The sequence below is a fragment of the Streptomyces termitum genome (assembly GCF_014650175.1).
In the GTDB taxonomy this organism is placed as follows: Bacteria; Actinomycetota; Actinomycetes; order Streptomycetales; family Streptomycetaceae; genus Streptomyces; species Streptomyces termitum.
On sequence record NZ_BMUL01000001.1, the window covers coordinates 484317 to 508985 of the forward strand.

General features: G+C 69.0%; 35 protein-coding genes. 32 read left to right on the top strand and 3 right to left on the bottom strand.

All coding sequences use genetic code 11. The annotated features are described in order from the left end of the window. Positions 1 to 36: 36 nt before the first annotated feature. From rplB to truA, 27 genes are all read left to right on the top strand, one after another. Positions 37 to 873: a 50S ribosomal protein L2 gene (gene rplB, locus IE219_RS02370; RefSeq protein ID WP_189974768.1), complete on the top strand. Its 837-nt coding sequence runs from the start codon at positions 37 to 39 to the stop codon at positions 871 to 873. Positions 874 to 885: 12 nt separating this feature from the next. Beyond that, a complete protein-coding gene (gene rpsS, locus IE219_RS02375) occupies positions 886 to 1167 on the top strand; it encodes a 30S ribosomal protein S19 (RefSeq protein WP_015035577.1) in 282 nt (93 codons plus the stop codon). Positions 1168 to 1209: 42 nt separating this feature from the next. Continuing rightward, positions 1210 to 1557 (top strand): 50S ribosomal protein L22, encoded by a 348-nt coding sequence (rplV, locus tag IE219_RS02380; protein ID WP_004571827.1) that lies wholly within the window; start codon positions 1210 to 1212, stop codon positions 1555 to 1557. Beyond that, the gene (gene rpsC, locus IE219_RS02385; protein ID WP_030759375.1) at positions 1557 to 2387 is read left to right on the top strand and encodes a 30S ribosomal protein S3; all 831 of its coding nucleotides are present in this window, start codon (positions 1557 to 1559) and stop codon (positions 2385 to 2387) included. Before rplV ends, rpsC begins: the two co-directional genes overlap by 1 nt. 5 nt (positions 2388 to 2392) lie before the next feature. Further along, a complete protein-coding gene (gene rplP, locus IE219_RS02390; protein ID WP_015035580.1) occupies positions 2393 to 2812 on the top strand; it encodes a 50S ribosomal protein L16 in 420 nt (139 codons plus the stop codon). Beyond that, positions 2812 to 3036, top strand: coding sequence for a 50S ribosomal protein L29 (gene rpmC, locus IE219_RS02395; protein ID WP_030494258.1), 225 nt, complete (start codon positions 2812 to 2814; stop codon positions 3034 to 3036). Before rplP ends, rpmC begins: the two co-directional genes overlap by 1 nt. After that, positions 3036 to 3341, top strand: a complete 306-nt coding sequence (gene rpsQ, locus IE219_RS02400; protein ID WP_229849540.1) for a 30S ribosomal protein S17 — start codon at positions 3036 to 3038, stop codon at positions 3339 to 3341. Before rpmC ends, rpsQ begins: the two co-directional genes overlap by 1 nt. Before the next feature lie 105 nt (positions 3342 to 3446). Next, complete coding sequence (rplN, locus tag IE219_RS02405; protein ID WP_003956455.1) at positions 3447 to 3815, top strand: 50S ribosomal protein L14; 369 nt, start codon at positions 3447 to 3449, stop codon at positions 3813 to 3815. A 2-nt stretch (positions 3816 to 3817) separates the two neighbouring features. Beyond that, a complete protein-coding gene (rplX, locus tag IE219_RS02410; RefSeq protein ID WP_189974770.1) occupies positions 3818 to 4129 on the top strand; it encodes a 50S ribosomal protein L24 in 312 nt (103 codons plus the stop codon). Then, a complete protein-coding gene (gene rplE, locus IE219_RS02415; RefSeq protein ID WP_106979021.1) occupies positions 4126 to 4683 on the top strand; it encodes a 50S ribosomal protein L5 in 558 nt (185 codons plus the stop codon). Before rplX ends, rplE begins: the two co-directional genes overlap by 4 nt. 5 nt (positions 4684 to 4688) lie before the next feature. Next, a complete protein-coding gene (locus tag IE219_RS02420) occupies positions 4689 to 4874 on the top strand; it encodes a type Z 30S ribosomal protein S14 (RefSeq protein ID WP_003956452.1) in 186 nt (61 codons plus the stop codon). A 223-nt stretch (positions 4875 to 5097) separates the two neighbouring features. Next, positions 5098 to 5496 (top strand): 30S ribosomal protein S8, encoded by a 399-nt coding sequence (rpsH, locus tag IE219_RS02425; RefSeq protein WP_031012103.1) that lies wholly within the window; start codon positions 5098 to 5100, stop codon positions 5494 to 5496. A 20-nt stretch (positions 5497 to 5516) separates the two neighbouring features. Then, positions 5517 to 6056 (top strand): 50S ribosomal protein L6, encoded by a 540-nt coding sequence (rplF, locus tag IE219_RS02430; protein WP_189974771.1) that lies wholly within the window; start codon positions 5517 to 5519, stop codon positions 6054 to 6056. 3 nt (positions 6057 to 6059) lie between these two features. After that, positions 6060 to 6443, top strand: coding sequence for a 50S ribosomal protein L18 (rplR, locus tag IE219_RS02435; RefSeq protein WP_189974772.1), 384 nt, complete (start codon positions 6060 to 6062; stop codon positions 6441 to 6443). 45 nt (positions 6444 to 6488) lie between these two features. Then, positions 6489 to 7094, top strand: coding sequence for a 30S ribosomal protein S5 (gene rpsE / locus IE219_RS02440; protein ID WP_030201551.1), 606 nt, complete (start codon positions 6489 to 6491; stop codon positions 7092 to 7094). Continuing rightward, on the top strand, positions 7094 to 7276 hold the full coding sequence (gene rpmD, locus IE219_RS02445) for a 50S ribosomal protein L30 (RefSeq protein WP_005313525.1): 183 nt from the start codon (positions 7094 to 7096) through the stop codon (positions 7274 to 7276). Before rpsE ends, rpmD begins: the two co-directional genes overlap by 1 nt. Positions 7277 to 7278: 2 nt before the next feature. Beyond that, positions 7279 to 7734 carry a 50S ribosomal protein L15 gene (gene rplO / locus IE219_RS02450; protein WP_169088488.1) on the top strand — a complete coding sequence of 152 codons (456 nt, stop codon included), beginning with the start codon at positions 7279 to 7281 and terminating at the stop codon, positions 7732 to 7734. A gap of 217 nt (positions 7735 to 7951) precedes the next feature. After that, entirely contained in the window at positions 7952 to 9271 is a 1320-nt protein-coding gene (secY, locus tag IE219_RS02455) for a preprotein translocase subunit SecY (RefSeq protein WP_189974773.1), read from the top strand. Continuing rightward, entirely contained in the window at positions 9271 to 9918 is a 648-nt protein-coding gene (locus IE219_RS02460) for an adenylate kinase (protein ID WP_189974774.1), read from the top strand. Before secY ends, IE219_RS02460 begins: the two co-directional genes overlap by 1 nt. 98 nt (positions 9919 to 10016) lie before the next feature. Continuing rightward, entirely contained in the window at positions 10017 to 10868 is an 852-nt protein-coding gene (gene map, locus IE219_RS02465) for a type I methionyl aminopeptidase (protein ID WP_189974775.1), read from the top strand. A gap of 141 nt (positions 10869 to 11009) precedes the next feature. After that, positions 11010 to 11231, top strand: a complete 222-nt coding sequence (gene infA, locus IE219_RS02470; RefSeq protein WP_003956442.1) for a translation initiation factor IF-1 — start codon at positions 11010 to 11012, stop codon at positions 11229 to 11231. A gap of 64 nt (positions 11232 to 11295) precedes the next feature. Further along, positions 11296 to 11409 (top strand): 50S ribosomal protein L36, encoded by a 114-nt coding sequence (rpmJ, locus tag IE219_RS02475; RefSeq protein WP_003956441.1) that lies wholly within the window; start codon positions 11296 to 11298, stop codon positions 11407 to 11409. A gap of 188 nt (positions 11410 to 11597) precedes the next feature. Further along, positions 11598 to 11978 (top strand): 30S ribosomal protein S13, encoded by a 381-nt coding sequence (gene rpsM, locus IE219_RS02480; protein ID WP_189974776.1) that lies wholly within the window; start codon positions 11598 to 11600, stop codon positions 11976 to 11978. 66 nt (positions 11979 to 12044) lie between these two features. Next, a complete protein-coding gene (gene rpsK / locus IE219_RS02485) occupies positions 12045 to 12449 on the top strand; it encodes a 30S ribosomal protein S11 (RefSeq protein ID WP_003956432.1) in 405 nt (134 codons plus the stop codon). Positions 12450 to 12603: 154 nt separating this feature from the next. After that, entirely contained in the window at positions 12604 to 13626 is a 1023-nt protein-coding gene (locus IE219_RS02490) for a DNA-directed RNA polymerase subunit alpha (protein WP_030759338.1), read from the top strand. Between the two features lie 180 nt (positions 13627 to 13806). After that, a complete protein-coding gene (gene rplQ, locus IE219_RS02495; RefSeq protein WP_030759335.1) occupies positions 13807 to 14277 on the top strand; it encodes a 50S ribosomal protein L17 in 471 nt (156 codons plus the stop codon). 84 nt (positions 14278 to 14361) lie between these two features. After that, positions 14362 to 15219, top strand: a complete 858-nt coding sequence (truA, locus tag IE219_RS02500) for a tRNA pseudouridine(38-40) synthase TruA (RefSeq protein WP_189974777.1) — start codon at positions 14362 to 14364, stop codon at positions 15217 to 15219. Positions 15220 to 15232: 13 nt separating this feature from the next. On the opposite strand, the gene IE219_RS02505 is transcribed toward truA, so the two are convergent. Further along, the gene (locus IE219_RS02505; RefSeq protein ID WP_189974778.1) at positions 15233 to 16267 is read right to left on the bottom strand and encodes a hypothetical protein; all 1035 of its coding nucleotides are present in this window, start codon (positions 16265 to 16267) and stop codon (positions 15233 to 15235) included. Positions 16268 to 16314: 47 nt separating this feature from the next. Here IE219_RS02505 and IE219_RS02510 point away from each other — a divergent pair, with 47 nt between their 5' ends. The 4 genes from IE219_RS02510 to glmM all read left to right on the top strand — a co-directional run bounded on the left by IE219_RS02510 (position 16315) and on the right by glmM (position 20665). Then, positions 16315 to 17946 (top strand): ABC-F family ATP-binding cassette domain-containing protein, encoded by a 1632-nt coding sequence (locus tag IE219_RS02510; protein ID WP_189974779.1) that lies wholly within the window; start codon positions 16315 to 16317, stop codon positions 17944 to 17946. 243 nt (positions 17947 to 18189) lie between these two features. Continuing rightward, positions 18190 to 18633 (top strand): 50S ribosomal protein L13, encoded by a 444-nt coding sequence (gene rplM / locus IE219_RS02515; protein WP_189974780.1) that lies wholly within the window; start codon positions 18190 to 18192, stop codon positions 18631 to 18633. 44 nt (positions 18634 to 18677) lie between these two features. Beyond that, positions 18678 to 19190: a 30S ribosomal protein S9 gene (gene rpsI / locus IE219_RS02520; protein ID WP_189974781.1), complete on the top strand. Its 513-nt coding sequence runs from the start codon at positions 18678 to 18680 to the stop codon at positions 19188 to 19190. Between the two features lie 116 nt (positions 19191 to 19306). Beyond that, positions 19307 to 20665 carry a phosphoglucosamine mutase gene (glmM, locus tag IE219_RS02525; RefSeq protein WP_189974782.1) on the top strand — a complete coding sequence of 453 codons (1359 nt, stop codon included), beginning with the start codon at positions 19307 to 19309 and terminating at the stop codon, positions 20663 to 20665. Positions 20666 to 20729: 64 nt separating this feature from the next. Here glmM and IE219_RS02530 read toward each other — a convergent pair whose 3' ends face one another. Beyond that, positions 20730 to 21680, bottom strand: coding sequence for a DUF389 domain-containing protein (locus IE219_RS02530; protein ID WP_189974783.1), 951 nt, complete (start codon positions 21678 to 21680; stop codon positions 20730 to 20732). Positions 21681 to 21682: 2 nt separating this feature from the next. Further along, positions 21683 to 22690, bottom strand: a complete 1008-nt coding sequence (gene coaA / locus IE219_RS02535) for a type I pantothenate kinase (RefSeq protein WP_373298744.1) — start codon at positions 22688 to 22690, stop codon at positions 21683 to 21685. Positions 22691 to 22821: 131 nt separating this feature from the next. Between coaA and glmS the strand changes: the two genes are divergently transcribed. Continuing rightward, on the top strand, positions 22822 to 24669 hold the full coding sequence (glmS, locus tag IE219_RS02540) for a glutamine--fructose-6-phosphate transaminase (isomerizing) (RefSeq protein ID WP_189974785.1): 1848 nt from the start codon (positions 22822 to 22824) through the stop codon (positions 24667 to 24669).

The following is a 24669-nucleotide window of genomic DNA, read 5'->3' on the forward strand; positions in this document are numbered from 1 at the left end:
CGGTCGAGTCGTCCGATATCGGACGAGGACTGAGAAATGGGTATCCGCAAGTACAAGCCGACTACGCCGGGCCGTCGTGGCTCCTCCGTAGCCGACTTCGTCGAGATCACGCGGTCCACGCCGGAGAAGTCGCTGGTCCGCCCCCTGCACAGCAAGGGCGGCCGTAACAACACCGGCCGGATCACCGTGCGCCACCAGGGTGGCGGACACAAGCGCGCCTACCGCGTGATCGACTTCCGTCGTCACGACAAGGACGGCGTGCCGGCCAAGGTCGCTCACATCGAGTACGACCCCAACCGCACCGCGCGCATCGCGCTGCTCCACTACGCGGACGGCGAGAAGCGCTACATCATCGCCCCGCGCGGCCTCTCGCAGGGCGACCGGGTCGAGAACGGCCCCACGGCCGACATCAAGCCCGGCAACAACCTGGCCCTCCGCAACATCCCGGTCGGTACCACGATCCACGCGATCGAGCTCCGTCCCGGTGGCGGTGCCAAGTTCGCCCGCTCCGCCGGCGCCTCCGTGCAGCTGCTTGCGAAGGAGGGCACCATGGCCCACCTCCGCATGCCGTCCGGCGAGATCCGTCTGGTCGACGCCCGCTGCCGCGCCACCATCGGCGAGGTCGGCAACGCCGAGCAGTCGAACATCAACTGGGGCAAGGCCGGCCGCAAGCGCTGGCTGGGCGTTCGCCCGACCGTCCGCGGTGTGGCGATGAACCCGGTCGACCACCCGCACGGTGGTGGTGAGGGCAAGACCTCCGGTGGTCGCCACCCGGTCTCCCCGTGGGGTCAGAAGGAGGGTCGTACGCGTTCGCCGAAGAAGGCTTCGAACAAGTACATCGTCCGCCGCCGCAAGACGAACAAGAAGCGCTAGGAGCGGGTTTAGATGCCGCGCAGTCTCAAGAAGGGACCCTTCGTCGACGGCCACCTCGTCAAGAAGGTGGACGCCCAGAACGAAGCCGGTACCAAGAACGTCATCAAGACCTGGTCCCGTCGCTCGATGATCATCCCGGCCATGCTCGGCCACACGATCGCGGTGCACAACGGCAAGACCCACATTCCGGTGTTTGTCACCGAGTCGATGGTCGGCCACAAGCTCGGCGAGTTCTCGCCGACGCGCACCTTCCGGGGTCACGTGAAGGACGACCGGAAGTCGAAGCGCCGCTAGTAGCGGGGTGGAATGACCATGACAGACACTGGAAGGACAACCATGGAAGCCAGGGCCCAGGCGCGGTACATCCGCGTCACGCCCATGAAGGCCCGCCGCGTGGTGGACCTTATCCGTGGCATGGACGCCACGGAGGCTCAGGCGGTCCTGCGTTTCGCCCCGCAGGCCGCGAGCGTGCCGGTTGGCAAGGTGCTGGACAGCGCCATCGCCAACGCCGCGCACAACTACGACCACACTGACGCCTCTTCGCTGGTCATCAGCGAGGCGTACGTGGATGAGGGCCCGACCCTGAAGCGGTTCCGTCCGCGTGCCCAGGGCCGCGCCTACCGGATCCGTAAGCGGACCAGCCACATCACCGTGGTCGTCAGCAGCAAGGAAGGAACCCGGTAATGGGCCAGAAGGTTAACCCGCATGGGTTCCGGCTCGGCATCACCACGGACTTCAAGTCCCGCTGGTACGCCGACAAGCTGTACAAGGACTACGTCAAGGAAGACGTCGCCATCCGGCGGATGCTGACGTCCGGCATGGAGCGCGCCGGCATCTCGAAGGTTGAGATCGAGCGCACCCGCGACCGCGTCCGTGTGGACATCCACACCGCTCGCCCGGGTATCGTCATCGGCCGCCGCGGCGCCGAGGCCGACAAGATCCGCGGCCAGCTGGAGAAGCTGACCGGCAAGCAGGTCCAGCTGAACATCCTTGAGGTCAAGAACCCCGAGGTGGACGCTCAGCTGGTGGCCCAGGCCGTCGCCGAGCAGCTCTCCTCCCGCGTCTCCTTCCGTCGGGCCATGCGCAAGAGCATGCAGTCCGCCATGAAGGCCGGCGCCAAGGGCATCAAGATCCAGTGCGGTGGCCGTCTCGGCGGCGCCGAGATGTCCCGCTCGGAGTTCTACCGCGAGGGCCGTGTGCCGCTGCACACGCTCCGCGCGAACGTCGAGTACGGCTTCTTCGAGGCCAAGACGACCTTCGGCCGCATCGGCGTGAAGGTCTGGATCTACAAGGGCGACGTCAAGAACATCGCCGAGGTCCGCGCCGAGAACGCCGCCGCCCGCGCCGGCAACCGCCCGGCCCGTGGCGGCGCTGACCGCCCGGCCGGCCGCGGTGGCCGCGGTGGCGAGCGTGGCGGTCGCGGTCGCAAGCCGCAGCAGGCTCCCGCTGCCGAGGCCCCCAAGGCCGAGGCCGCCGCCGCTCCGGCTGCTGAGAGCACCGGAACGGAGGCCTGACCGACATGCTGATCCCCCGTAGGGTCAAGCACCGCAAGCAGCACCACCCCAAGCGCTCTGGCATGAGCAAGGGTGGTACGCAGGTCGCGTTCGGCGAGTACGGCATTCAGGCCCTCACGCCGGCGTACGTGACCAACCGCCAGATCGAGGCGGCTCGTATCGCGATGACCCGCCACATCAAGCGTGGCGGCAAGGTCTGGATCAACATCTACCCGGACCGCCCGCTCACGAAGAAGCCTGCCGAGACCCGCATGGGTTCCGGTAAGGGTTCGCCGGAGTGGTGGATCGCGAACGTCAAGCCCGGTCGGGTGATGTTCGAGCTGTCCTACCCGAACGAGAAGATCGCGCGTGAGGCTCTGACTCGTGCGGCTCACAAGCTGCCGATGAAGTGCAAGATCGTTAAGCGCGAGGCAGGTGAGCTGTGATGTCGGCCGGTACCAAGGCGTCCGAGCTGCGCGAGCTGGGCAACGAGGAGCTTGTCGCCAAGCTCCGCGAGGCCAAGGAAGAGCTGTTCAACCTCCGCTTCCAGGCGGCGACGGGCCAGCTCGAGAACCACGGCCGTCTCCGGGCGGTCCGTAAGGACATCGCCCGGATCTACACCCTCATGCGAGAGCGTGAGCTCGGCATTGAGACGGTGGAGAACGCCTGATGAGCGAGAGCAACGTGACTGAGACTGCAGCCAAGAGCGGCTCCGCCGCGGGCGAGCGCAACGCTCGCAAGGTCCGCGAGGGCCTGGTCGTCAGCGACAAGATGGACAAGACCGTCGTCGTCGCCGTCGAGGACCGCGTCAAGCACGCGCTGTACGGCAAGGTCATCCGCCGTACGAACAAGCTCAAGGCTCACGACGAGCAGAACGCCGCCGGCATCGGCGACCGCGTCCTCCTGATGGAGACCCGGAAGCTGTCGGCGACGAAGCACTGGCGCGTCGTCGAGATCCTCGAGAAGGCCAAGTAATCCCTCCTAGGGGGACCCCCTAGGAACAGTTCCGCCAGGCTCGGCGGGGACCGCTGATCGACCAGCGGTCCCCGCCGGGAACCGGCAGACAATCAGGAGATAGACGTGATCCAGCAGGAGTCGCGACTGCGCGTCGCCGACAACACTGGTGCCAAGGAGATCCTTTGCATCCGTGTTCTCGGTGGCTCGGGTCGCCGCTACGCGGGCATCGGTGACGTCATCGTCGCCACCGTCAAGGACGCGATCCCCGGTGGCAACGTGAAGAAGGGTGACGTCGTCAAGGCGGTCATCGTTCGCACCGTCAAGGAGCGTCGTCGTCAGGACGGCTCGTACATCCGCTTCGACGAGAACGCCGCCGTCATTCTGAAGAACGACGGCGACCCTCGCGGCACCCGTATCTTCGGCCCCGTCGGCCGTGAGCTGCGCGAGAAGAAGTTCATGAAGATCATCTCGCTCGCGCCGGAGGTGCTGTAAGCATGAAGATCAAGAAGGGCGACCTGGTCCAGGTCATCACCGGCAAGGACAAGGGCAAGCAGGGCAAGGTCATCGCGGCCTACCCCGCCGACTCGCGCGTCCTCGTCGAGGGTGTCAACCGGGTCAAGAAGCACACGAAGGCCGGCCCGAACCAGGCCGGCGGCATCGTGACCACCGAGGCTCCGGTCCACGTCTCCAACGTCCAGCTGGTCGTGGAGAAGGACGGCAAGAAGGTCGTCACGCGTGTGGGTTACCGCTTCGACGACGAGGGCAACAAGATCCGCGTTGCCAAGCGGACGGGTGAGGACATCTGATGGCTACCACCACTCCGCGTCTCAAGACGAAGTACCGCGAGGAGATCGCGGGCAAGCTGCGTGACGAGTTCAAGTACGAGAACGTCATGCAGATCCCCGGCCTCGTGAAGATCGTGGTCAACATGGGTGTCGGCGACGCCGCCCGTGACTCGAAGCTGATCGAGGGCGCGATCCGCGACCTCACCACGATCACCGGTCAGAAGCCGGCCGTCACCAAGGCCCGCAAGTCCATCGCGCAGTTCAAGCTCCGCGAGGGCCAGCCGATCGGTGCCCACGTCACGCTCCGTGGCGACCGCATGTGGGAGTTCCTGGACCGCACCCTGTCGCTCGCGCTGCCGCGCATCCGCGACTTCCGCGGCCTGTCCCCGAAGCAGTTCGACGGCCGTGGCAACTACACCTTCGGTCTCACGGAGCAGGTCATGTTCCACGAGATCGACCAGGACAAGATCGACCGTACCCGGGGTATGGACATCACCGTGGTCACCACGGCGACCAACGACGACGAGGGCCGCGCGCTTCTCCGTCACCTCGGCTTCCCGTTCAAGGAGGCGTAAGCGAGATGGCGAAGAAGGCTCTCATCGCGAAGGCTGCCCGCAAGCCCAAGTTCGGTGTGCGTGCGTACACCCGCTGCCAGCGCTGCGGTCGCCCCCACTCCGTGTACCGCAAGTTCGGCCTCTGCCGCGTGTGCCTTCGTGAGATGGCTCACCGTGGCGAGCTGCCGGGCGTGACCAAGAGCTCCTGGTAATTCCCCTTCGCCCTCTGGGCGTTGGTGAATGACCGGAGTCTCTCGGTAGGCATTGGGTTGGCGGACTCCCCGCCTCACATGGCTTAGGCTAGTGGGGTTGGGCGTCCGCCGCCCTTACGACTTACTACGCCGTAGGTCCACCGCACCGCACCCGCCCCGTCTCGGATCGGGGAGAGGGATGGTGCACCAGGAAACCCCGGCGAGAGAGGCCGAAGGCCAATTCATGACCATGACTGATCCGATCGCAGACATGCTCACGCGTCTGCGTAACGCGAACTCGGCGTACCACGACACCGTGACGATGCCGCACAGCAAGATCAAGTCGCACATCGCGGAAATCCTCCAGCAGGAGGGCTTCATCACGGGCTGGAAGGTCGAGGACGCCGAGGTCGGCAAGAACCTCGTCATCGACCTCAAGTTCGGTCCGAACCGTGAGCGCTCCATCGCGGGCATCAAGCGGATCTCGAAGCCGGGCCTCCGGGTTTACGCGAAGTCCACCAACCTGCCGAAGGTCCTCGGCGGCCTGGGCGTGGCGATCATCTCCACGTCCCACGGTCTCCTGACCGGCCAGCAGGCGCAGAAGAAGGGCGTGGGTGGGGAAGTCCTCGCCTACGTCTGGTAGTCGGGAACGGAGGAATAGCAATGTCGCGAATCGGCAAGCTCCCCATCACGGTTCCCGCCGGCGTGGACGTCACCATCGAGGGCCGCACGGTCACGGTGAAGGGTTCCAAGGGCACCCTGACCCACACCGTCGCCGCGCCGATCGAGATCGCCAAGGGCGAGGAGGGCGTGCTCAACGTCACCCGTCCGAACGATGAGCGTCAGAACAAGGCCCTCCACGGCCTGTCCCGCACGCTGGTGGCCAACATGATCACCGGTGTGACCCAGGGGTACGTCAAGGCGCTCGAGATCAGCGGTGTCGGTTACCGCGTGGCCGCGAAGGGCTCCGGTCTGGAGTTCCAGCTCGGCTACAGCCACTCGATCCTGGTGGAGGCCCCCGAGGGCATCTCCTTCAAGGTCGAGTCGCCGACCAAGTTCTCGGTCGAGGGCATCGACAAGCAGAAGGTCGGCGAGGTCGCCGCGAACATCCGCAAGCTGCGGAAGCCCGACCCGTACAAGGCCAAGGGCGTCAAGTACGCGGGCGAGGTCATCCGCCGCAAGGTCGGAAAGGCTGGTAAGTAAGCCATGGCATACGGTGTCAAGATCGCCAAGGGCGACGCTTACAAGCGCGCCGCGAAGGCGCGTCGTCACCTGCGCATCCGCAAGAACGTGTCCGGTACGGCGGAGCGTCCGCGCCTCGTCGTGACGCGCACCAACCGCGGCATCACCGCGCAGGTCATCGACGACCTCAAGGGCCACACCGTGGCGTCGGCCTCCCACCTGGACGCTTCCGTCCGCGGTGGCGAGGGTGACAAGTCCGCGCAGGCCAAGCAGGTCGGCGCCCTGGTCGCCGAGCGCGCCAAGGCCGCCGGTGTCGAGGCCGTCGTGTTCGACCGTGGTGGCAACAGGTACGCCGGGCGCATTGCCGCTCTGGCTGACGCCGCCCGCGAAGCCGGGCTGAAGTTCTAAGCCCCGGTTCCGGGACTAACGGACGTAACAGAGAGAGGTATTCCAATGGCTGGACCCCAGCGCCGCGGCAGCGGTGCCGGTGGCGGCGAGCGGCGGGACCGGAAGGGCCGCGACGGTGGCGCTGCCGCCGCCGAGAAGACCGCGTACGTTGAGCGCGTAGTCGCGATCAACCGCGTCGCCAAGGTTGTCAAGGGTGGTCGTCGTTTCAGCTTCACCGCGCTCGTCGTGGTGGGTGACGGTGACGGCACCGTGGGTGTCGGTTACGGCAAGGCCAAGGAGGTGCCGGCCGCCATCGCCAAGGGTGTTGAGGAGGCCAAGAAGCACTTCTTCAAGGTCCCCCGCATCCAGGGCACCATCCCCCACCCGATCCAGGGCGAGAAGGCCGCGGGCGTCGTCCTGCTCAAGCCTGCTTCCCCCGGTACCGGTGTGATCGCCGGTGGCCCGGTGCGCGCGGTGCTCGAGTGCGCCGGCGTGCACGACATCCTGTCGAAGTCGCTCGGCTCCGACAACGCGATCAACATCGTGCACGCGACCGTGGAGGCCCTCAAGGGCCTGCAGCGTCCCGAGGAGATCGCGGCCCGCCGCGGTCTGCCCCTCGAGGACGTCGCCCCCGCGGCTCTGCTTCGTGCGCGTGCGGGAGCGGGTGCGTAATGGCTCGCCTCAAGATCACGCAGACGAAGTCGTACATCGGCAGCAAGCAGAACCACCGCGACACCCTTCGTTCGCTCGGGCTCAAGCGCCTGAACGACGTGGTCGTCAAGGAGGACCGCCCCGAGTTCCGCGGCATGGTGCACACCGTCCGCCACCTCGTGACGGTTGAGGAGGTCGACTGATCATGGCGGAGAACAACCCGCTCAAGATCCACAACCTCCGTCCCGCCCCGGGCGCCAAGACCGCCAAGACCCGTGTGGGTCGTGGTGAGGCGTCCAAGGGTAAGACGGCCGGTCGTGGTACCAAGGGCACGAAGGCCCGCTACCAGGTTCCGGAGCGCTTCGAGGGTGGCCAGATGCCCCTCCACATGCGTCTCCCGAAGCTGAAGGGCTTCAAGAACCCCTTCCGCACCGAGTACCAGGTCGTGAACCTGGACAAGCTGGCCGCGCTCTACCCGCAGGGTGGCGAGGTCACGGTGGCCGATCTGGTCGCCAAGGGTGCCGTTCGCAAGAACCAGCTCGTCAAGGTCCTGGGCCAGGGCGAGGTCTCCGTGGCGCTGCAGGTGACGGTCGACGCCGTCTCCGGCTCCGCCAAGGAGAAGATCGCCGCCGCCGGCGGCACCGTCACCGAGCTCGTCTGAGACGACTCGATGGCTTGAACATCCGACCGGGGATGCCTCTCAAAAGGGGCATCCCCGGTTGGTCGTTCCTAGGGGGGCACGGTCGCCGGTAAGGTGGCGTGCACCGTCCATGCTCATGCGGTATAGACCGCCGGAGCCGGGGCGGATATACATCCGTCCTTATCGAATCTCAAGACCGTCACCTCTGACGCATAGCGCGGGGGTCGCAGGAGGCACCGTGCTCACCGGCTTCGCCCGGGCGTTCAAGACGCCCGACCTGCGCAAGAAGCTGCTCTTCACGCTGGGCATCATCGTGCTGTACCGCCTCGGGGCCCACATCCCGGTCCCCGGCGTCAGCTACGAGGCCGTCCAGATGTGTGTGAACCAGGCACGCGATGGCAACAACAGCCTGTTCGGCCTGGTGAACATGTTCAGCGGCGGCGCACTGCTGCAGATCACCATCTTCGCGCTCGGCATCATGCCGTACATCACCGCGAGCATCATCCTGCAGCTGCTCACGGTCGTGATCCCGCGTCTGGAGGCCCTCAAGAAGGAGGGGCAGTCCGGCACCGCGAAGATCACGCAGTACACCCGCTACCTGACGATCGCGCTGGCGATCCTCCAGGGCACGGGCCTGGTGGCCACCGCCAAGAGCGGTGCCCTCTTCAGCGGCTGCTCCGTCGCGAGCCAGGTCGTTCCCGACCCGTCGATCTTCACCATCGCCACCATGGTCATCACCATGACCGCGGGCACCGCCGTCGTGATGTGGCTCGGCGAGATCATCACCGACCGCGGCATCGGCAACGGCATGTCGATCCTGATGTTCATCTCGATCGCCGCCGGCTTCCCGGGCGCCCTCTGGGCCATCAAGGAGAGCGGCAAGCTCGCCCAGGGCTGGATCGAGTTCGGCACCGTCATCCTCATCGGCTTCGTGATGGTGGCCCTCGTGGTCTTCGTCGAGCAGGCGCAGCGCCGGATCCCGGTGCAGTACGCGAAGCGCATGATCGGCCGACGCTCCTACGGCGGTACGTCCACGTACATCCCGCTCAAGGTGAACCAGGCGGGTGTGATTCCCGTCATCTTCGCCTCGTCGCTGCTCTACATCCCGGCCCTGATCGCGCAGTTCTCGAACTCCACGGCGGGCTGGAAGACCTGGATCGAAGCGCACTTCGTCAAGGGTGACCACCCCTACTACATCGCCGCCTACTTCCTCCTGATCGTGTTCTTCGCCTTCTTCTACGTGGCGATCTCGTTCAACCCCGAGGAAGTCGCGGACAACATGAAGAAGTATGGTGGGTTCATCCCGGGTATCCGGGCTGGTCGACCTACTGCCGAGTACCTGAGCTACGTGCTCAACAGGATCACTTGGCCGGGCTCGCTGTACTTGGGTCTGATCGCTCTTGTGCCGACGATGGCGTTGGCAGGCTTCGGCGGTGCCAATGCCAACTTCCCGTTCGGCGGGACGAGCATCCTCATCATCGTGGGTGTGGGGCTGGAGACCGTGAAGCAGATCGAGAGCCAACTCCAGCAGCGCAATTACGAAGGGTTCCTCCGCTGATGCGAATCGTCCTCGTCGGACCGCCCGGGGCCGGCAAGGGAACGCAGGCCGCGTTCCTTGCCAAGAACCTGGACATCCCCCACATCTCCACGGGTGACCTGTTCCGTGCCAACATCTCGCAGGGCACGGCGCTGGGCCTGGAGGCCAAGGGTTACATGGACCGGGGCGAGCTCGTCCCGGACGAGGTGACCATCGGGATGGCCAAGGACCGTATGGAGCAGGCGGACGCCGCGAACGGCTTCCTGCTCGACGGGTTCCCGCGCAACGTGGCTCAGGCCGAGGCCCTGGATGTCGTCCTCAAGGCGGACGAGATGCAGCTGGACGCGGTCCTGGACCTGGAGGTCCCCGAGGACGAGGTCGTGAAGCGGATCGCGGGTCGCCGCATCTGCCGCAACGACTCCTCGCACGTCTTCCACGTCGAGTACAACGCCCCGAAGACCGAGGGCGTGTGCGACACCTGTGGTGGCGAGCTCTACCAGCGCGCGGACGACTCCGAGGAGACCGTCCGCACCCGCCTGGAGGTCTACCACACGCAGACCGAGCCGATCATCGACTACTACCGGGCGCAGAACCTGGTCGTGACGATCTCCGCGCTCGGCAAGGTGGACGAGGTCACGGCGCGCGCCATGGCCGCGCTGAAGAAGTAACCCCCGGTTCGTCCGACACGGCCGCGGTGCCCCTCACGGGTGCCGCGGCCGTATCGTTGTTCCTGCCCCCTGTAGTCGTTGGAAAGGCCCCCGTCACGATGGTGCAGATCAAGACCCCCGAGCAGATCGCGAAGATGCGAGCGGCGGGGCTGGTCGTCGCCGCCATCCACGCGGCGACCCGCGAGGCCGCCGTGCCCGGCGCCACGACGCGGGACCTGGACGAGGTCGCGCGCAAGGTGATCGCCGACCACGGGGCGAAGTCGAACTTCCTCGGGTACGGCGGCTTCCCCGCGACCATCTGCACCTCGGTCAACGAGGTCGTCGTCCACGGCATCCCGGACGACAAGACGGTCCTCAAGGACGGCGACATCATCTCGATCGACTGCGGCGCGATCGTCGACGGCTGGCACGGCGACGCCGCGTACACCGCCTTCGTCGGCACCGGTCACGCCCCGGAGCTGATCGAGCTCTCCCGGGTGACCGAGGAGTCGATGTGGGCCGGCATCGCCGCGATGAAGGCCGGCAACCGGCTGGTGGACATCTCCAAGGCGATCGAGTCGTACATCAAGCGGCAGCCCCGGCCGCCGGTCGGCGACCACAGCCTCGGCCGGTACGGCATCGTCGAGGACTACGGCGGCCACGGCATCGGCACCGAGATGCACATGGACCCGCACCTGCTGAACTACGTCTCCCGCAAGCGCGGCAAGGGCCCCAAGCTGGTGCCCGGCCTCTGCCTGGCGATCGAGCCGATGGTCTCGCTGGGCACGCCGCGCACCGAGGTCCTCCAGGACGACTGGACGGTCATCACGACCGACGGCACCTGGTCCTCGCACTGGGAGCACAGCATCGCGCTGACGGAGGAGGGCCCGCTGGTCCTCACCGCGGTGGACGGCGGCCGGGCGAAGCTCGCGGAGCTGGGCGTCACGGCGGCCCCGGACCCGCTGGCGTAACGATCTTAGATGCTGGGCACACTTTCCCGATTCGTCTTTTGGGTAGGGCCTGGCGTAGACTGACGCGTCGGCTCTCGTGTACCCGTGTGTCCGCACCGGAGTGCGAGAGTCGATCAAGGTAGCCGATTCGAAGGGCGAAGCGTGGCCAAGAAGCAAGGTGCCATCGAAATCGAGGGCACCGTGATCGAGTCCCTGCCGAACGCCATGTTCAAGGTGGAGCTCCAGAACGGTCACAAGGTCCTCGCGCACATCTCCGGCAAGATGCGTATGCACTACATCCGCATCCTCCCGGACGACCGGGTCGTCGTGGAGCTGTCTCCGTACGACCTGACGCGTGGCCGGATCGTCTACCGGTACAAGTAGATCTTGCCCGCACCCACGCCTCCGCGCGCGGGTGGTGGCACTGACCCGGAGAACCTCACATCCCATGAAGGTCAAGCCGAGCGTCAAGAAGATCTGCGACAAGTGCAAGGTGATCCGCCGTCACGGCCGGGTCATGGTCATCTGCGACAACCTGCGCCACAAGCAGCGCCAGGGCTGACGCACGCCGACCGACCTGCATCTCGCAGTCTTCGCGCGACGCATAGCAATACGTACATACGCAGAACCCGTCCGGTCGTGATCCACGGCTGACGGTACCTCCGGCGGGGGCCGGGGACCCGACCTGTACCTGATACGGCAGCCGGGAGTGGTTCTGCAGCAGACCCCCGAGAACACAGGAGCCATTGAATGGCACGCGTTTCCGGTGTTGACATCCCGCGCGAGAAGCGCGTGGTGGTCGCACTCACCTACGTCTTCGGTATCGGGCGCACCCGGTCCGAGGAGATCCTCGCCGCGACCGGCGTGGACCCGTCCACCCGTGTCCGTGAGCTTGCCGAGGAAGACCTCGTCAAGATCCGCGAGTACGTGGACGCCAACCTCCAGACGGAGGGTGACCTCCGCCGCGAGATCGCCGCCGACATCCGCCGCAAGGTCGAGATCGGCTGCTACCAGGGCCTGCGCCACCGTCGTGGCCTGCCCGTCCGCGGCCAGCGCACCAGCACGAACGCTCGTACCCGCAAGGGCCCGCGTCGCGCCATCGCCGGCAAGAAGAAGCCGGGCAAGAAGTAGTCCTCAGCGGACGCTTGACCAAGCGGTCTTCGCTGTAGGACCGACCACCTCCCGTAGGAGTAAGAGATGCCCCCCAAGGGTCGTCAGGGCGCTGCCAAGAAGGTGCGCCGCAAGGAAAAGAAGAACGTCGCTCACGGCCACGCGCACATCAAGAGCACGTTCAACAACACGATCGTCTCGATCACGGACCCGTCCGGCAACGTGATCTCCTGGGCCTCCGCCGGCCACGTCGGCTTCAAGGGCTCGCGCAAGTCCACCCCCTTCGCCGCGCAGATGGCCGCCGAGTCGGCCGCCCGCCGCGCGCAGGAGCACGGCATGCGCAAGGTCGACGTCTTCGTCAAGGGTCCCGGCTCCGGCCGCGAGACCGCGATCCGCTCCCTCCAGGCCACCGGCCTCGAGGTCGGCTCGATCCAGGACGTCACCCCCACGCCGCACAACGGCTGCCGTCCGCCCAAGCGCCGCCGCGTCTGACCCGGTCGGCGGCGTTCTCCGCCGCCGCGGCTGACACACGGCCTGCTTGACCAGGGCTTTCGGGCGGTGCGTCCCCTCCGGGGGGCGTACCGCCCGTACCCTTGTAACACCCGAGGACGTCAAATAGTGGGCGTCCACGACTGAAGGAACACACATGCTTATCGCTCAGCGTCCGTCGCTGACCGAAGAGGTCGTCGACGAGTTCCGCTCCCGGTTCGTGATCGAGCCGCTGGAGCCGGGCTTCGGCTACACCCTCGGCAACAGCCTCCGTCGTACCCTCCTCTCCTCGATCCCGGGTGCCGCCGTCACCAGCATCCGCGTCGACGGCGTCCTGCACGAGTTCACCACCGTGCCGGGTGTCAAGGAGGACGTCACCGACCTCATCCTCAACATCAAGCAGCTGGTCGTCTCCTCGGAGCACGACGAGCCGGTCGTGATGTACCTGCGCAAGCAGGGCCCGGGTCTGGTCACCGCCGCCGACATCGCGCCCCCGGCCGGTGTCGAGGTGCACAACCCCGACCTCGTCCTGGCGACCCTGAACGCCAAGGGCAAGCTGGAGATGGAGCTGACCGTCGAGCGCGGTCGCGGCTACGTCTCCGCCGTGCAGAACAAGCAGGTCGGCCAGGAGATCGGCCGCATCCCGGTCGACTCCATCTACTCGCCGGTCCTCAAGGTCACCTACAAGGTCGAGGCGACCCGAGTCGAGCAGCGCACCGACTTCGACAAGCTCATCGTCGACGTCGAGACCAAGCAGGCGATGCGCCCGCGCGACGCCATGGCGTCCGCCGGCAAGACCCTGGTCGAGCTGTTCGGTCTCGCCCGCGAGCTGAACATCGACGCCGAGGGCATCGACATGGGCCCGTCCCCCACGGACGCCGCCCTGGCCGCCGACCTCGCGCTGCCGATCGAGGAGCTGGAGCTCACCGTCCGCTCCTACAACTGCCTCAAGCGCGAGGGCATCCACTCCGTGGGTGAGCTCGTGGCGCGCTCCGAGGCCGACCTGCTCGACATCCGCAACTTCGGTGCGAAGTCGATCGACGAGGTCAAGGCGAAGCTGGCCGGCATGGGCCTGGCCCTCAAGGACAGCCCGCCCGGATTCGACCCGACCGCCGCCGCCGACGCCTTCGGCGCGGACGACGACGCGGACGCCGGTTTCGTCGAGACCGAGCAGTACTGAGAACTCGGGCCCTCGGGTCCGTACTCCGGCGCGGGTGCGCTGTGCTTGACCGCGCAGTTCCCCGCGCCCCTTCCGGACTCGCCCCTTCGGGGCCTGTCCGGATCTCCGACGGGTGACCGCCCGCTCGGACACTGACACCGGTACCTCATACGGCCGGTGCAGATCACAAGGAGAAACACCATGCCGCGTCCCGCGAAGGGTGCCCGCCTCGGCGGTTCCGCCGCTCACGAGAAGCTGCTCCTCGCCAACCTGGCGAAGTCGCTGTTCGAGCACGGCCGCATCACGACGACCGAGGCCAAGGCCCGCCGTCTGCGTCCCGTCGCCGAGCGCCTGATCACCAAGGCGAAGAAGGGCGACATCCACAACCGTCGCCTGGTGCTGCAGACGATCACCGACAAGGGCATCGTCCACACCCTCTTCACCGAGATCGCCCCGCGCTACTCGGAGCGTCCGGGTGGTTACACCCGTATCACCAAGATCGGCAACCGTCGTGGCGACAACGCCCCGATGGCCGTGATCGAGCTGGTCGAGGGCGAGATCGCCAAGAAGGCGACCGTCGCCGAGGCCGAGGCCGCCACCAAGCGCGCCGTCAAGGAGGCCGACGAGGCCCCCGCCGCCGAGGCGACCGAGGACGAGGCGAAGGACGCGTAAGCGTCTCCTTCCGGAGTCTCTCGCGGACGGGCCCGTACCCCCTGGGGTGCGGGCCCGTTCCCGTGCGTCTGAGAGGATTCCGGGGTGAGTGATGACGCGCAGCCCGGGTTCGTACGGGTACGGCTGGACCTTTCGTACGACGGCCGGGACTTCTCCGGCTGGGCCAAGCAGGCCCGCGGGCAGCGGACCGTGCAGGGCGAGATCGAGGACGCGCTGAGGACCGTGACGCGGTCCCCTCAGACGTACGAGCTGACCGTCGCCGGGCGGACCGACGCCGGCGTGCACGCGCGCGGGCAGGTCGCCCATGTGGACCTGCCGGCGGCGGTGTGGGAGGAGCACCGGGAGCTGCTGCTGCGGCGGCTCGCCGGGCGGCTCCCGCACGACGTGCGGGTGTGGTCCGTCGCCGAGGCCCCGGCGGGGTTCAACGCCCGCTTCTCGGCGGTCTGGCGGCGGTACGCCTACCGGGTCACCGACCGCCCCGGCGGCGTCGACCCGCTGCTGCGCGGGCACGTGCTGTGGCACGACTGGACCCTCGACGCGGACGCCATGAACGAGGCCGCCGCCGCGCTGATCGGCGAGCACGACTTCGCCGCGTACTGCAAGAAGCGGGAGGGCGCGACGACCATCCGCACCCTCCAGGAGCTGCGCTGGGAGCGGCGGCCGGACGGGGTCCTGGAGGCCACGGTCAAGGCCGACGCCTTCTGCCACAACATGGTGCGCTCGCTGGTCGGCGCGCTGCTCTTCGTCGGCGACGGCCACCGGCCGGTGGACTGGCCGGGGAAGGTGCTGGCCGCCGGGGTCCGGGACTCCGCCGTCCACGTGGTGCGCCCGCACGGCCTCACCCTGGAGGAGGTCGGCTACCCGGCCGACGAACTGCTGGCCGTTCGCAGCCGGGAGGCCCGGAACAAGCGGACCCTGCCCGGCGCGGCCGGCTGCTGCTGAGGGACCGGCCCCGCTACCGCGGCGGGGCCGAGGCGGCGGCCTTCGCCTGCGCCTTGCCGCGGGCGTAGATCTGGTTGAAGACGAAGGTGCCGAGGTCGTCGCTGGCCTGGAAGACCGGCTTGTCCGCGGTGGTGACCTTGGCGCCGTTCAGGAAGCCGGCCTGGGTGAAGTACGCGTAGCGGCCGAGCGAGTTCGAGCGGCGCAGGCAGACCGTGGCGCGGCAGAAGCCCGGCACGCCGGAGCCCGCCAGCGGGGCGATGCCGCCGTCGGCCTCCTTCTTCGCGGCCAGCGCGGCCTTCTCGGCGGGGAAGACGGCGACGCCGACGGTGACCGCGACGCCGTCCTTCACGTAGGTCGCGCGGATGACCCGCTCGCAGCCGTGGCGGTTCAGGACCGATCCGAGCGCGCCCTGGGTGACCGAGGCGCACTTCGTCGTGGAGGAGGTCGCGCCCTTCTGGTAGGGCCGGCCGGCCATGGTGAGCTTCTTGCCGGGGAAGAGTCCTTCGGCGGTCAGCGGGGCCGTGTCCTTCTTCGGGTCGGTGATGTAGTCCTTCGGGTCCGGCGGGGGCGGCGGCGCCACGGAGGAGAAGGTCGGCTCCGGGGTGGGGGAGGCCGTCGCGGTGGCGGTGGGGGCGGGCGTGGGGCCGCCGTTCTTCGCCTCGTCGTTCTTCTTGTTGGTGACGACGACGGCGGTCGCGACGAGCGCGCCCACGGCCACCGTGGCGAGCACTCCGCCCGCGATCATCAGCCGGCGCCTGCGGCGGCCACCGGCGGCGGAGGCGTCGGCGAGGGCGCCCCAGTCGGGGGTGCCGGCGGCGGCGGGGTCGGGCTGCTGCTGCCACGGCGGCTGCGGGGGCTGCTGCTGTCCGTGAGGACCGGGCTGCTGCCCGTACGGACCGGGCTGCGGACCGTAGGGGCCGGGCTGCTGCCCGTACGGCCCCGGCTGCCCCTGCGGCGGTCCCGGTGGCTGCCCCTGTGGCGGTCCGCCCCACCCCTGCTGCCCCTGCTGCTGCGGCTCCTGCGGCCACTGCGGTCCCCCAAAGCTCATGCCGCGCATCCTAAACCGCTTGGGGGAAAGCGACACGGGCGGTGACAATGCCCTCCATGGGACATGTCGAGGCCGCGCATCTGGAGTACTACCTTCCGGACGGGAGGGTCCTGCTCGGGGACGCCTCCTTCCGGGTGGGCGAGGGCGCGGTCGTCGCGCTGGTCGGGGCCAACGGCGCCGGCAAGACGACGCTGCTGCGCATGATCGCGGGGGAGCTCCAGCCGCACGGCGGCTCCGTCACCGTCGGCGGCGGGCTCGGCGTGATGCCGCAGTTCATCGGCTCCGTACGGGACGGGTCGACCGTCCGGGACCTGCTGGTCTCGGTGGCGCACCCCCGGATCCGGGAGGCGGCGAAGGCGGTCGACGCGGCCGAGCACCTGATCATGACCGTCGACGACGAGGCCGCGCAGATGGCGTACGCGCAGGCGCTCGCCGACTGGGCCGAGGTGCAGGGCTACGAGGCCGAGACGCTGTGGGACATCTGCACCACGGCCGCGCTCGGCATGCCGTACGACAAGGCGCAGTTCCGCGAGGTGCGGACGCTCTCCGGCGGTGAGCAGAAGCGGCTGGTCCTGGAGGCGCTGCTGCGCGGCACCGACGAGGTGCTGCTCCTGGACGAGCCGGACAACTACCTGGACGTGCCCGGCAAGCGGTGGCTGGAGGAGCGGCTGCGGGAGACCCGCAAGACCGTCCTCTTCATCTCCCACGACCGGGAGCTGCTCTCCCGGGCCGCGCAGAAGATCATCGCGGTGGAGCCCGGCGCGGCCGGCTCCGACGTGTGGGTGCACGGCGGCGGCTTCGACACCTTCCACGAGGCCCGGCGCGAGCGCTTCGCCCGCTTCGAGGAGCTGAAGCGGCGCTGGGAGGAGAAGCACGCCCAGCTGAAGAAGCTGGTGGTCAACCTGCGGCAGGCGGCGGCGGTCAGCCACGAGATGGCGTCCCGGTACGCGGCGGCGCAGACCCGGCTGCGGAAGTTCGAGGAGGCGGGCCCGCCGCCGGAGCCGCCGCGCGAGCAGGACATCCGGATGCGGCTGCGCGGCGGCCGGACCGGGGTCCGGGCGGTGACGGTCGAGGGGCTGGAGCTGACCGGCCTGATGAAGCCGTTCTCCCTGGAGGTGTTCTACGGGGAGCGGGTCGCCGTCCTCGGGTCGAACGGCTCCGGGAAGTCGCACTTCCTGCGGCTGCTCGCCGGGGACCCGTCGGTGGCGCACACCGGGGAGTGGAAGCTGGGGGCGCGGGTCGTCCCCGGGCACTTCGCGCAGACCCACGCCCACCCCGAGCTGGCCGGGCGCCCGCTGGTGGACATCCTGTGGACGGAGCACGCCAAGGACCGGGGCGGGGCGATGTCGATGCTGCGCCGGTACGAGCTGGAGCGGCAGGGCGACCAGCCCTTCGACAAGCTCTCCGGCGGCCAGCAGGCCCGCTTCCAGATCCTGCTCCTGGAGCTGGCGGGCACCACGGCGCTGCTCCTGGACGAGCCGACGGACAACCTGGACCTGGAGTCGGCGGAGGCCCTCCAGACCGGTCTGGAGTCGTACGAGGGCACGGTGCTGTGCGTCACGCACGACCGCTGGTTCGCCAAGAGCTTCGACCGGTACCTGGTCTTCGGCTCGGACGGGGTCGTGCGGGAGACGACGGAGCCGGTGTGGGACGAGCGGCGGGTCGACCGGGCCCGCTGACGGCGGTGCCCCGGCGTCCTGGGGGCGCCGGGGCATTTTGACCCGCCGGGGGTGGCGCGGGTACTGTTGCCGTTTGTTATGCGTATGGGCTTCGGCGTTCTCACGCGAAGGAGCCGTACGCAGGTTCCCTGGAGCAGTTACCAGTGGCTCGCATACGGGCGTGACCCGGCAGTGCAGGCCCCAGCTGCATGATCGCTTCAGGTGTGTCTGGACTCCATCCACTGAAGAAGCGAAGGCTACGAAGTGCGTACGTACAGCCCCAAGCCCGGCGATGTCACTCGCCAGTGGCACATCATCGACGCGCAGGACATCGTCCTGGGCCGTCTGGCGACGACGGCTGCGAACCTCCTGCGAGGCAAGCACAAGCCGGTCTACGCCCCCCACATGGACATGGGCGACTTCGTCATCATCATCAACGCCGACAAGGTCCACCTGTCCGGCAACAAGAAGACCCAGAAGATGGCGTACCGCCACTCCGGCTACCCGGGTGGTCTGCGCTCCGTCCGCTACGACGAGTTGCTGGCCAAGAACCCCGAGAAGGCCGTCGAGAAGGCCATCAAGGGCATGATCCCCAAGAACACCCTGGGCCGTCAGATGCTCTCGAAGCTGAAGGTCTACGCGGGCGAGAACCACCCGCACGCTGCCCAGCAGCCGGTCCCGTTCGAGATCACCCAGGTCGCGCAGTAGTTCCGGCCACACCCCCTAAGAACGAAAGAAATCTGAGGAGCATCGTGGCCGAGACCACCCCCGAGACCCCCGTCGACGAGTTCGAGGGCGTCGAGGAGTACACCACCGAGACCGAGATCGTCGAGGGTGACTACACCTCCGAGTCCCTCGCGTCCCGCTTCGGCGACCCGCAGCCGGCCGCCGGCCTGGGCCGTCGCAAGAACGCCATCGCCCGCGTCCGGATCGTCCCGGGCACCGGCAAGTGGAAGATCAACGGTCGCACCCTTGAGGACTACTTCCCCAACAAGGTGCACCAGCAGGAAGTCAACGAGCCCTTCAAGGTGCTTGAGCTCGACGACCGCTACGACGTCATCGCCCGCATCGCGGGTGGCGGCGTGTCCGGCCAGGCCGGCGCCCTCCGCCTCGGCGTGGCCCGTGCCCTCAACGAGGCCGACGTCGAGAACAACCGCCCGGCGCTGAAGAAGGCCGGCTTCCTCTCCCGTGACGACCGCGCGGTCGAGCGGAAGAAGGCCGGTCTCAAGAAGGCCCGTAAGGCTCCGCAGTACAGCAAGCGTTAATCGCCTGCTCGCACTGCTTGTACGTACGCCCCGGCGCACTGCGCGTGCCGTCGGGGCGTACGTTTTTTCATGGATGCTTTGATGACACCCTGGGCACGCATTTTCGGAGGACAGCTGTGGGACGACTCTTCGGCACGGACGGCGTGCGCGGTGTGGCCAACGCCGATCTGACGGCCGAGCTGGCGCTCGGCCTGTCGGTCGCGGCGGCGCACGTGCTCGCCGAGGCGGGCACCTTCGAGGGCCACCGGCCGGTGGCCGTGGTCGGCCGTGACCCCCGCGCGTCGGGAGAGTTCCTGGAGGCCGCCGTCGTCGCGGGCCTCGCCAGCGCCGGCGTCGACGTCCTGCGCGTCGGCGTGCTGCCCACCCCGGCCGTGGCGCACCTCACCGGCGTCCTCGGCGCCGACCTCGGCGTGATGCTCTCCGCCAGCCACAACGCGATGCCCGACAACGGCGTCAAGTTCTTCGCCCGCGGCGGCCACAAGCTCGCCGACGAGCTGGAGGACAAGATCGAGGCCGTGTACGAGGAGCACCGCACCGGCGCCCCCTGGGAGCGCCCGACCGGTGCCGGCGTCGGCCGCGTCCGCGACTACACCGAGGGCTTCGAGACGTACGTCGCCCACCTGCTGGGCGTGCTGCCCAACCGCATCGACGGCCTGAAGGTCGTCCTCGACGAGGCGCACGGCGCCGCCGCCCGCGTCTCGCCCGAGGCGTTCACCCGGGCCGGCGCCCAGGTCGTCACCATCGGCGCCGCCCCCGACGGCCTCAACATCAACGACGGCTGCGGCTCCACCCACCTGGAGCTGCTCAAGGCCGCCGTCGTCGAGCACGGCGCCGACTTCGGCATCGCCCACGACGGCGACGCCGACCGCTGCCTGGCCGTCGACCACACCGGCGCGGAGGTGGACGGCGACCAGATCCTCGCCGTGCTCGCCCTCGCCATGCGCGAGGCCGGCACCCTGCGCGGGGACACCGTCGTCGCCACCGTCATGTCCAACCTGGGCTTCAAGCTCGCCATGGAGCGCGAGGGCCTCACCCTCGTCCAGACCGCGGTCGGCGACCGCTACGTCCTGGAGTCCATGAAGGAGCACGGCTTCGCCCTCGGCGGCGAGCAGTCCGGCCACGTCATCGTCCTCGACCACGCCACCACCGGCGACGGCACCCTCACCGGCCTCATGCTGGCCGCCCGGGTCGCCGCCACCGGCAAGTCCCTCGCGGAGCTGGCCGCCGTCATGGAGCGGCTGCCGCAGATCCTCATCAACGTGAAGGACGTCGACAAGTCCCGCGTGACGACCTCCGCGGAGCTGGCCGCCGCGGTCACCGACGCCGAGCGCGAGCTGGGCACCACCGGCCGGGTCCTGCTGCGCTCCTCCGGCACCGAGCCGCTGGTCCGCGTCATGGTCGAGGCCGCCGACATCGAGCAGGCCCGCGCGGTCGCGCAGCGCCTCGCCGACGTCGTGAAGTCGGCGCTCGGCTAGACCGGCGCCGCCCGTGACGAGACGGGACGGGGGCGGTGCGGGGAGACCCGTACCGCCCCCGTCGTCATCCCCGGCGCAGCCGGCGCCTCAGCTTGCCGCGCTGGGTGTGCCAGAGCTTCTTCTGGAGCGCGAGGGTCGCCGTGCCGGACACGAGGATCGCGGCGAGGTTCAGCAGCAGCTGCTCGATGGAGCCCCACATCTGGCCGACCTCGCCGTAGCCGAGCGCCACCGCCGCGTTGGCCGCCGCCGGGACGGTCGTCACCGAGATGGCCACGCCCACCAGCGCGCCCGACTTCGACGAGGTCAGCGACAGGGTGCCGGCCGCGCCCGCGAGCAGCGCCACCACCAGGGAGAACGGGTCCGGCTGCCAGATGAAGCTGGTCTGCGGGCGCGCCCCGTCGAGCATGGACTCGCTGAACAGGTCCAGCCGGTCCATCAGCAGGCTGAACAGCGTCGTCGCCACGATCGCCGCGACGAACCCGATCAGCAGGGCCACCAGCGCGCGGGCGGCCAGCCGCGGCGCCCGCTGCACGATCGCCGTGCACACCCCCGCCAGCGGACCGAACTCCGGGCCGACCGCCATGGCGCCCACGATCAGGATGGCGTTGTCCAGGACGACGCCGCAGGCGGCGATCATCGTCGCCAGGACCATGAACGACAGGTAGGTGAAGGAGAGCGTCGACTCCTCGTGCGTCGCCTCCGCCAACTGCTCCCAGATGACGGCGTCCGCGCCCTCGCCCGGGGCCTCCTCCTCGGCGGCGTCGGCCCGCTCCGACATCGACAGGTCGATGTTCTCGACGGCGATGGCGCCGTCGTGATCGATCCTCAGCTCCCGCAGCCCGTGCAGCAGTTCGTCGCCCGCCTCGCGGGCCACGTCGCACAGGACGACGTCCCCGGCGGGGTCCCGGGCCGCGCCCGGCAGCACCACCAGGTGGGCGGTGCCGACGGTCGCCCCGATCAGGTCGGTGACCGCCCGGGTGCGATCGGACGGCACGAGGATCCGCAGATGCAGCATCCTCAGAGCTTACGGAGGCTCAGCTTCTGGACCTTGTGGTCCGGGCCCTTGCGGACGACGAGCGTGGCGCGGCCCCGGGTGGGGGCCACGTTCTCCAGCAGGTTCACCCTGTTGACGGTCCGCCACATGGTGCGGGCGTAGTCGAGCGCCTCCTCCTCGGAGACCTGCGTCCACCGGCGGAAGTACGAGGACGGGTCCTGGAAGGCGGTCTCGCGGAGCTTGCGGAAGCGGTTGAGGTACCAGCCCTCGATGTCCTCCGGGCGGGCGTCCACGTACACCGAGAAGTCGAAGTAGTCGGCGAGGCCCACCCGGGTCCGGCCGTCCTTGCCGGGCAGCGCGGGCTGGAGCACGTTCAGCCCCTCGACGATGAGGATGTCGGGGCGGCGCACCACCAGCCGCTCGTCGGGCACCCGGTCGTAGATCAGGTGCGAGTAGACCGGTGCGGTGACCTCCTGCTTCCCCGCCTTCACGTCGGCGACGAAGCGGGTCAGCGCCCGCCGGTCGTACGACTCCGGGAAGCCCTTGCGGGACATCAGGCCGCGCGACTTCAGCTCCTCCATCGGATAGAGGAACCCGTCGGTGGTGATCCGCTGCACGCGCGGGTGCTCGGGCCAGCGCGCGAGCAGCGCCTCCAGGAGGCGGGCGACGGTCGACTTCCCGACCGCGACCGACCCGGCGACCCCTATGACGAACGGCGTGCCGCTCTGCTCGGCCCGCTCCCCGAGGAAGGTGTTCAGCGCCCCCCGCAGTCCGCTGGTGGCCTGCACGTACAGATTGAGCAGCCGGGAGAGCGGCAGGTAGACGTCCCGCACCTCGTCGAGGTCGATGACGTCGCCGAGGCCCTGGAGCCGCTCGACCTCGTCGGCGGTCAGCGGCAGCGGCGTCTTGTCCCGCAGGGCGCTCCACTCGGCGCGGGTGAGGTCGACGTACGGAGTCGTCTCGGGCACCTTACGGCTCCCCCCGCTCACGGCTCGGACGCCGTGGGCGCTTCGTGGCGGCGAAGTGATCACGGCCCCATTGTCCCGGGTCGGCGGGGGGAGTGGGGGGTGGGGTGGGTCACGTGGTGTCCGGTTGACGGCGACCGGCCGGGGCCCGTGCGGGTTCCGGTCCTCCCGGGCCTCCCCGCCGTAGGCTGCCGCACATGTGCGGAATCGTGGGATATGTCGGTGGGCAGTCGGCGCTCGATGTGGTGGTCGCGGGGCTGCGGAGGCTGGAGTACCGGGGGTACGACTCGGCGGGGGTGGCGGTGCTCGCGGACGGCGGGCTGGCCGCCGCGCGGAAGGCCGGGAAGCTGGTCAACCTGGAGAAGGAGCTGGTCGAACGGCCGTTGCCGGGCGGGATGGTGGGGATCGGGCACACCCGGTGGGCCACCCACGGCGGGCCGACCGACGCCAACGCCCATCCGCACCTGGACAACGCCGGGCGCGTCGCCGTCGTGCACAACGGGATCATCGAGAACTTCGCCGCGCTGCGCGAGGAGCTGGCCGGGCGCGGGCACGTGCTGCGGTCCGAGACGGACACCGAGGTCGTCGCGCACCTGCTGGCCGAGGAGTTCTCCGCGACCGGGGACCTGGCGGAGGCGATGCGGCTGGTGTGCCGGCGGCTCGACGGGGCCTTCACCCTGGTCGCGGTCCACGCCGACCAGCCGGAGACGGTCGTGGGCGCGCGCCGGAACTCGCCGCTCGTCGTCGGCGTGGGGGAGGGGGAGAACTTCCTCGCCTCCGACGTGTCGGCGTTCATCGCGCACACCCGCTCGGCGATCGAGCTGGGCCAGGACCAGGTCGTCGAGCTGACCCGGGACGGCGTCGCCGTCACCGGCTTCGACGGCGCGCCCGCCGTGGTCCGCGCCTTCCACGTGGACTGGGACGCGTCCGCCGCCGAGAAGGGCGGCCACGACCACTTCATGCTCAAGGAGATCGCCGAGCAGCCGAAGGCCGTGGCCGACACCCTGCTGGGGCGGATCGACGCGAGCGGCCGGCTCACCCTCGACGAGGTGCGCATCCCGGCCGAGGTCCTGCGCGAGGCCGACAAGATCGTCATCGTGGCGTGCGGCACCGCCTTCCACGCCGGGCTGATCGCCAAGTACGCCATCGAGCACTGGACCCGCATCCCCTGCGAGGTGGAGCTGGCCAGCGAGTTCCGCTACCGGGACCCGATCCTGGGGGCGCGGACGCTGGTCGTCGCGATCTCCCAGTCGGGGGAGACCATGGACACCCTGATGGCGCTGCGGCACGCCCGCGAGCAGGGCGCCAAGGTGCTCGCCGTCTGCAACACCAACGGCTCGACCATCCCGCGCGAGTCCGACGCCGTGCTCTACACGCACGCCGGGCCCGAGATCGCGGTCGCGTCCACCAAGGCGTTCCTCACCCAGCTCGTCGCCTGCTACCTGCTCGCGCTCTACCTGGGGCAGGTGCGGGGCACCAAGTGGGGCGACGAGGTCCGCGCGGTCGTCCGCGAGCTGGCCAGGATCGGCGAGGAGGTGGAGCGGGTCCTGGAGACGATGGAGCCGGTCCGCACCCTGGCCCGCTCGCTCGCGGACAAGGACACGATCCTCTTCCTGGGCCGGCACGTCGGCCATCCGGTGGCCCTGGAGGGCGCGCTGAAGCTGAAGGAGCTGGCGTACATGCACGCCGAGGGCTTCGCGGCGGGCGAGCTGAAGCACGGGCCGATCGCGCTGGTCGAGGAGGACCTGCCGGTCGTCGTGGTGGTGCCCTCGCCGAAGGGGCGCTCGGTCCTCCACGACAAGATCGTCTCGAACATCCAGGAGATCCGCGCCCGCGGCGCCCGTACGATCGTGATCGCGGAGGAGGGCGACGAGACCGTGGTCCCGTTCGCCGACCACCTCGTGCGGATCCCGGCCACGCCCACGCTGCTCCAGCCGCTGGTCGCCACGGTGCCGCTCCAGGTCTTCGCCTGCGAGCTGGCCACCGCCCGGGGCAACGAGGTGGACCAGCCGCGCAACCTGGCCAAATCCGTGACGGTGGAGTGA

What these genes read in the sequence shown, in the direction of transcription:
- IE219_RS02490 (WP_030759338.1), top strand. Translation starts at nt 12,604, where the DNA reads ATGCTTATCGCTCAGCGTCCGTCGCTGACCGAAGAGGTCGTCGACGAG.
- rpsM (WP_189974776.1), top strand. Translation starts at nt 11,598, where the DNA reads ATGGCACGCGTTTCCGGTGTTGACATCCCGCGCGAGAAGCGCGTGGTG.
- rplP (WP_015035580.1), top strand. Translation starts at nt 2,393, where the DNA reads ATGCTGATCCCCCGTAGGGTCAAGCACCGCAAGCAGCACCACCCCAAG.
- rpsE (WP_030201551.1), top strand. Translation starts at nt 6,489, where the DNA reads ATGGCTGGACCCCAGCGCCGCGGCAGCGGTGCCGGTGGCGGCGAGCGG.
- rplV (WP_004571827.1), top strand. Translation starts at nt 1,210, where the DNA reads ATGGAAGCCAGGGCCCAGGCGCGGTACATCCGCGTCACGCCCATGAAG.
- rpsS (WP_015035577.1), top strand. Translation starts at nt 886, where the DNA reads ATGCCGCGCAGTCTCAAGAAGGGACCCTTCGTCGACGGCCACCTCGTC.
- rplF (WP_189974771.1), top strand. Translation starts at nt 5,517, where the DNA reads ATGTCGCGAATCGGCAAGCTCCCCATCACGGTTCCCGCCGGCGTGGAC.
- rpsQ (WP_229849540.1), top strand. Translation starts at nt 3,036, where the DNA reads ATGAGCGAGAGCAACGTGACTGAGACTGCAGCCAAGAGCGGCTCCGCC.
- IE219_RS02530 (WP_189974783.1), bottom strand. Translation starts at nt 21,680, where the DNA reads ATGCTGCATCTGCGGATCCTCGTGCCGTCCGATCGCACCCGGGCGGTC.
- IE219_RS02420 (WP_003956452.1), top strand. Translation starts at nt 4,689, where the DNA reads ATGGCGAAGAAGGCTCTCATCGCGAAGGCTGCCCGCAAGCCCAAGTTC.
- rplX (WP_189974770.1), top strand. Translation starts at nt 3,818, where the DNA reads ATGAAGATCAAGAAGGGCGACCTGGTCCAGGTCATCACCGGCAAGGAC.
- rplB (WP_189974768.1), top strand. Translation starts at nt 37, where the DNA reads ATGGGTATCCGCAAGTACAAGCCGACTACGCCGGGCCGTCGTGGCTCC.
- rpmD (WP_005313525.1), top strand. Translation starts at nt 7,094, where the DNA reads ATGGCTCGCCTCAAGATCACGCAGACGAAGTCGTACATCGGCAGCAAG.
- rpmC (WP_030494258.1), top strand. Translation starts at nt 2,812, where the DNA reads ATGTCGGCCGGTACCAAGGCGTCCGAGCTGCGCGAGCTGGGCAACGAG.
- rpsK (WP_003956432.1), top strand. Translation starts at nt 12,045, where the DNA reads ATGCCCCCCAAGGGTCGTCAGGGCGCTGCCAAGAAGGTGCGCCGCAAG.
- IE219_RS02460 (WP_189974774.1), top strand. Translation starts at nt 9,271, where the DNA reads ATGCGAATCGTCCTCGTCGGACCGCCCGGGGCCGGCAAGGGAACGCAG.
- map (WP_189974775.1), top strand. Translation starts at nt 10,017, where the DNA reads ATGGTGCAGATCAAGACCCCCGAGCAGATCGCGAAGATGCGAGCGGCG.
- IE219_RS02505 (WP_189974778.1), bottom strand. Translation starts at nt 16,267, where the DNA reads ATGAGCTTTGGGGGACCGCAGTGGCCGCAGGAGCCGCAGCAGCAGGGG.
- IE219_RS02510 (WP_189974779.1), top strand. Translation starts at nt 16,315, where the DNA reads ATGCCCTCCATGGGACATGTCGAGGCCGCGCATCTGGAGTACTACCTT.
- rpmJ (WP_003956441.1), top strand. Translation starts at nt 11,296, where the DNA reads ATGAAGGTCAAGCCGAGCGTCAAGAAGATCTGCGACAAGTGCAAGGTG.
- rplO (WP_169088488.1), top strand. Translation starts at nt 7,279, where the DNA reads ATGGCGGAGAACAACCCGCTCAAGATCCACAACCTCCGTCCCGCCCCG.
- rpsC (WP_030759375.1), top strand. Translation starts at nt 1,557, where the DNA reads ATGGGCCAGAAGGTTAACCCGCATGGGTTCCGGCTCGGCATCACCACG.
- rplQ (WP_030759335.1), top strand. Translation starts at nt 13,807, where the DNA reads ATGCCGCGTCCCGCGAAGGGTGCCCGCCTCGGCGGTTCCGCCGCTCAC.
- rpsH (WP_031012103.1), top strand. Translation starts at nt 5,098, where the DNA reads ATGACCATGACTGATCCGATCGCAGACATGCTCACGCGTCTGCGTAAC.
- glmS (WP_189974785.1), top strand. Translation starts at nt 22,822, where the DNA reads ATGTGCGGAATCGTGGGATATGTCGGTGGGCAGTCGGCGCTCGATGTG.
- rplR (WP_189974772.1), top strand. Translation starts at nt 6,060, where the DNA reads ATGGCATACGGTGTCAAGATCGCCAAGGGCGACGCTTACAAGCGCGCC.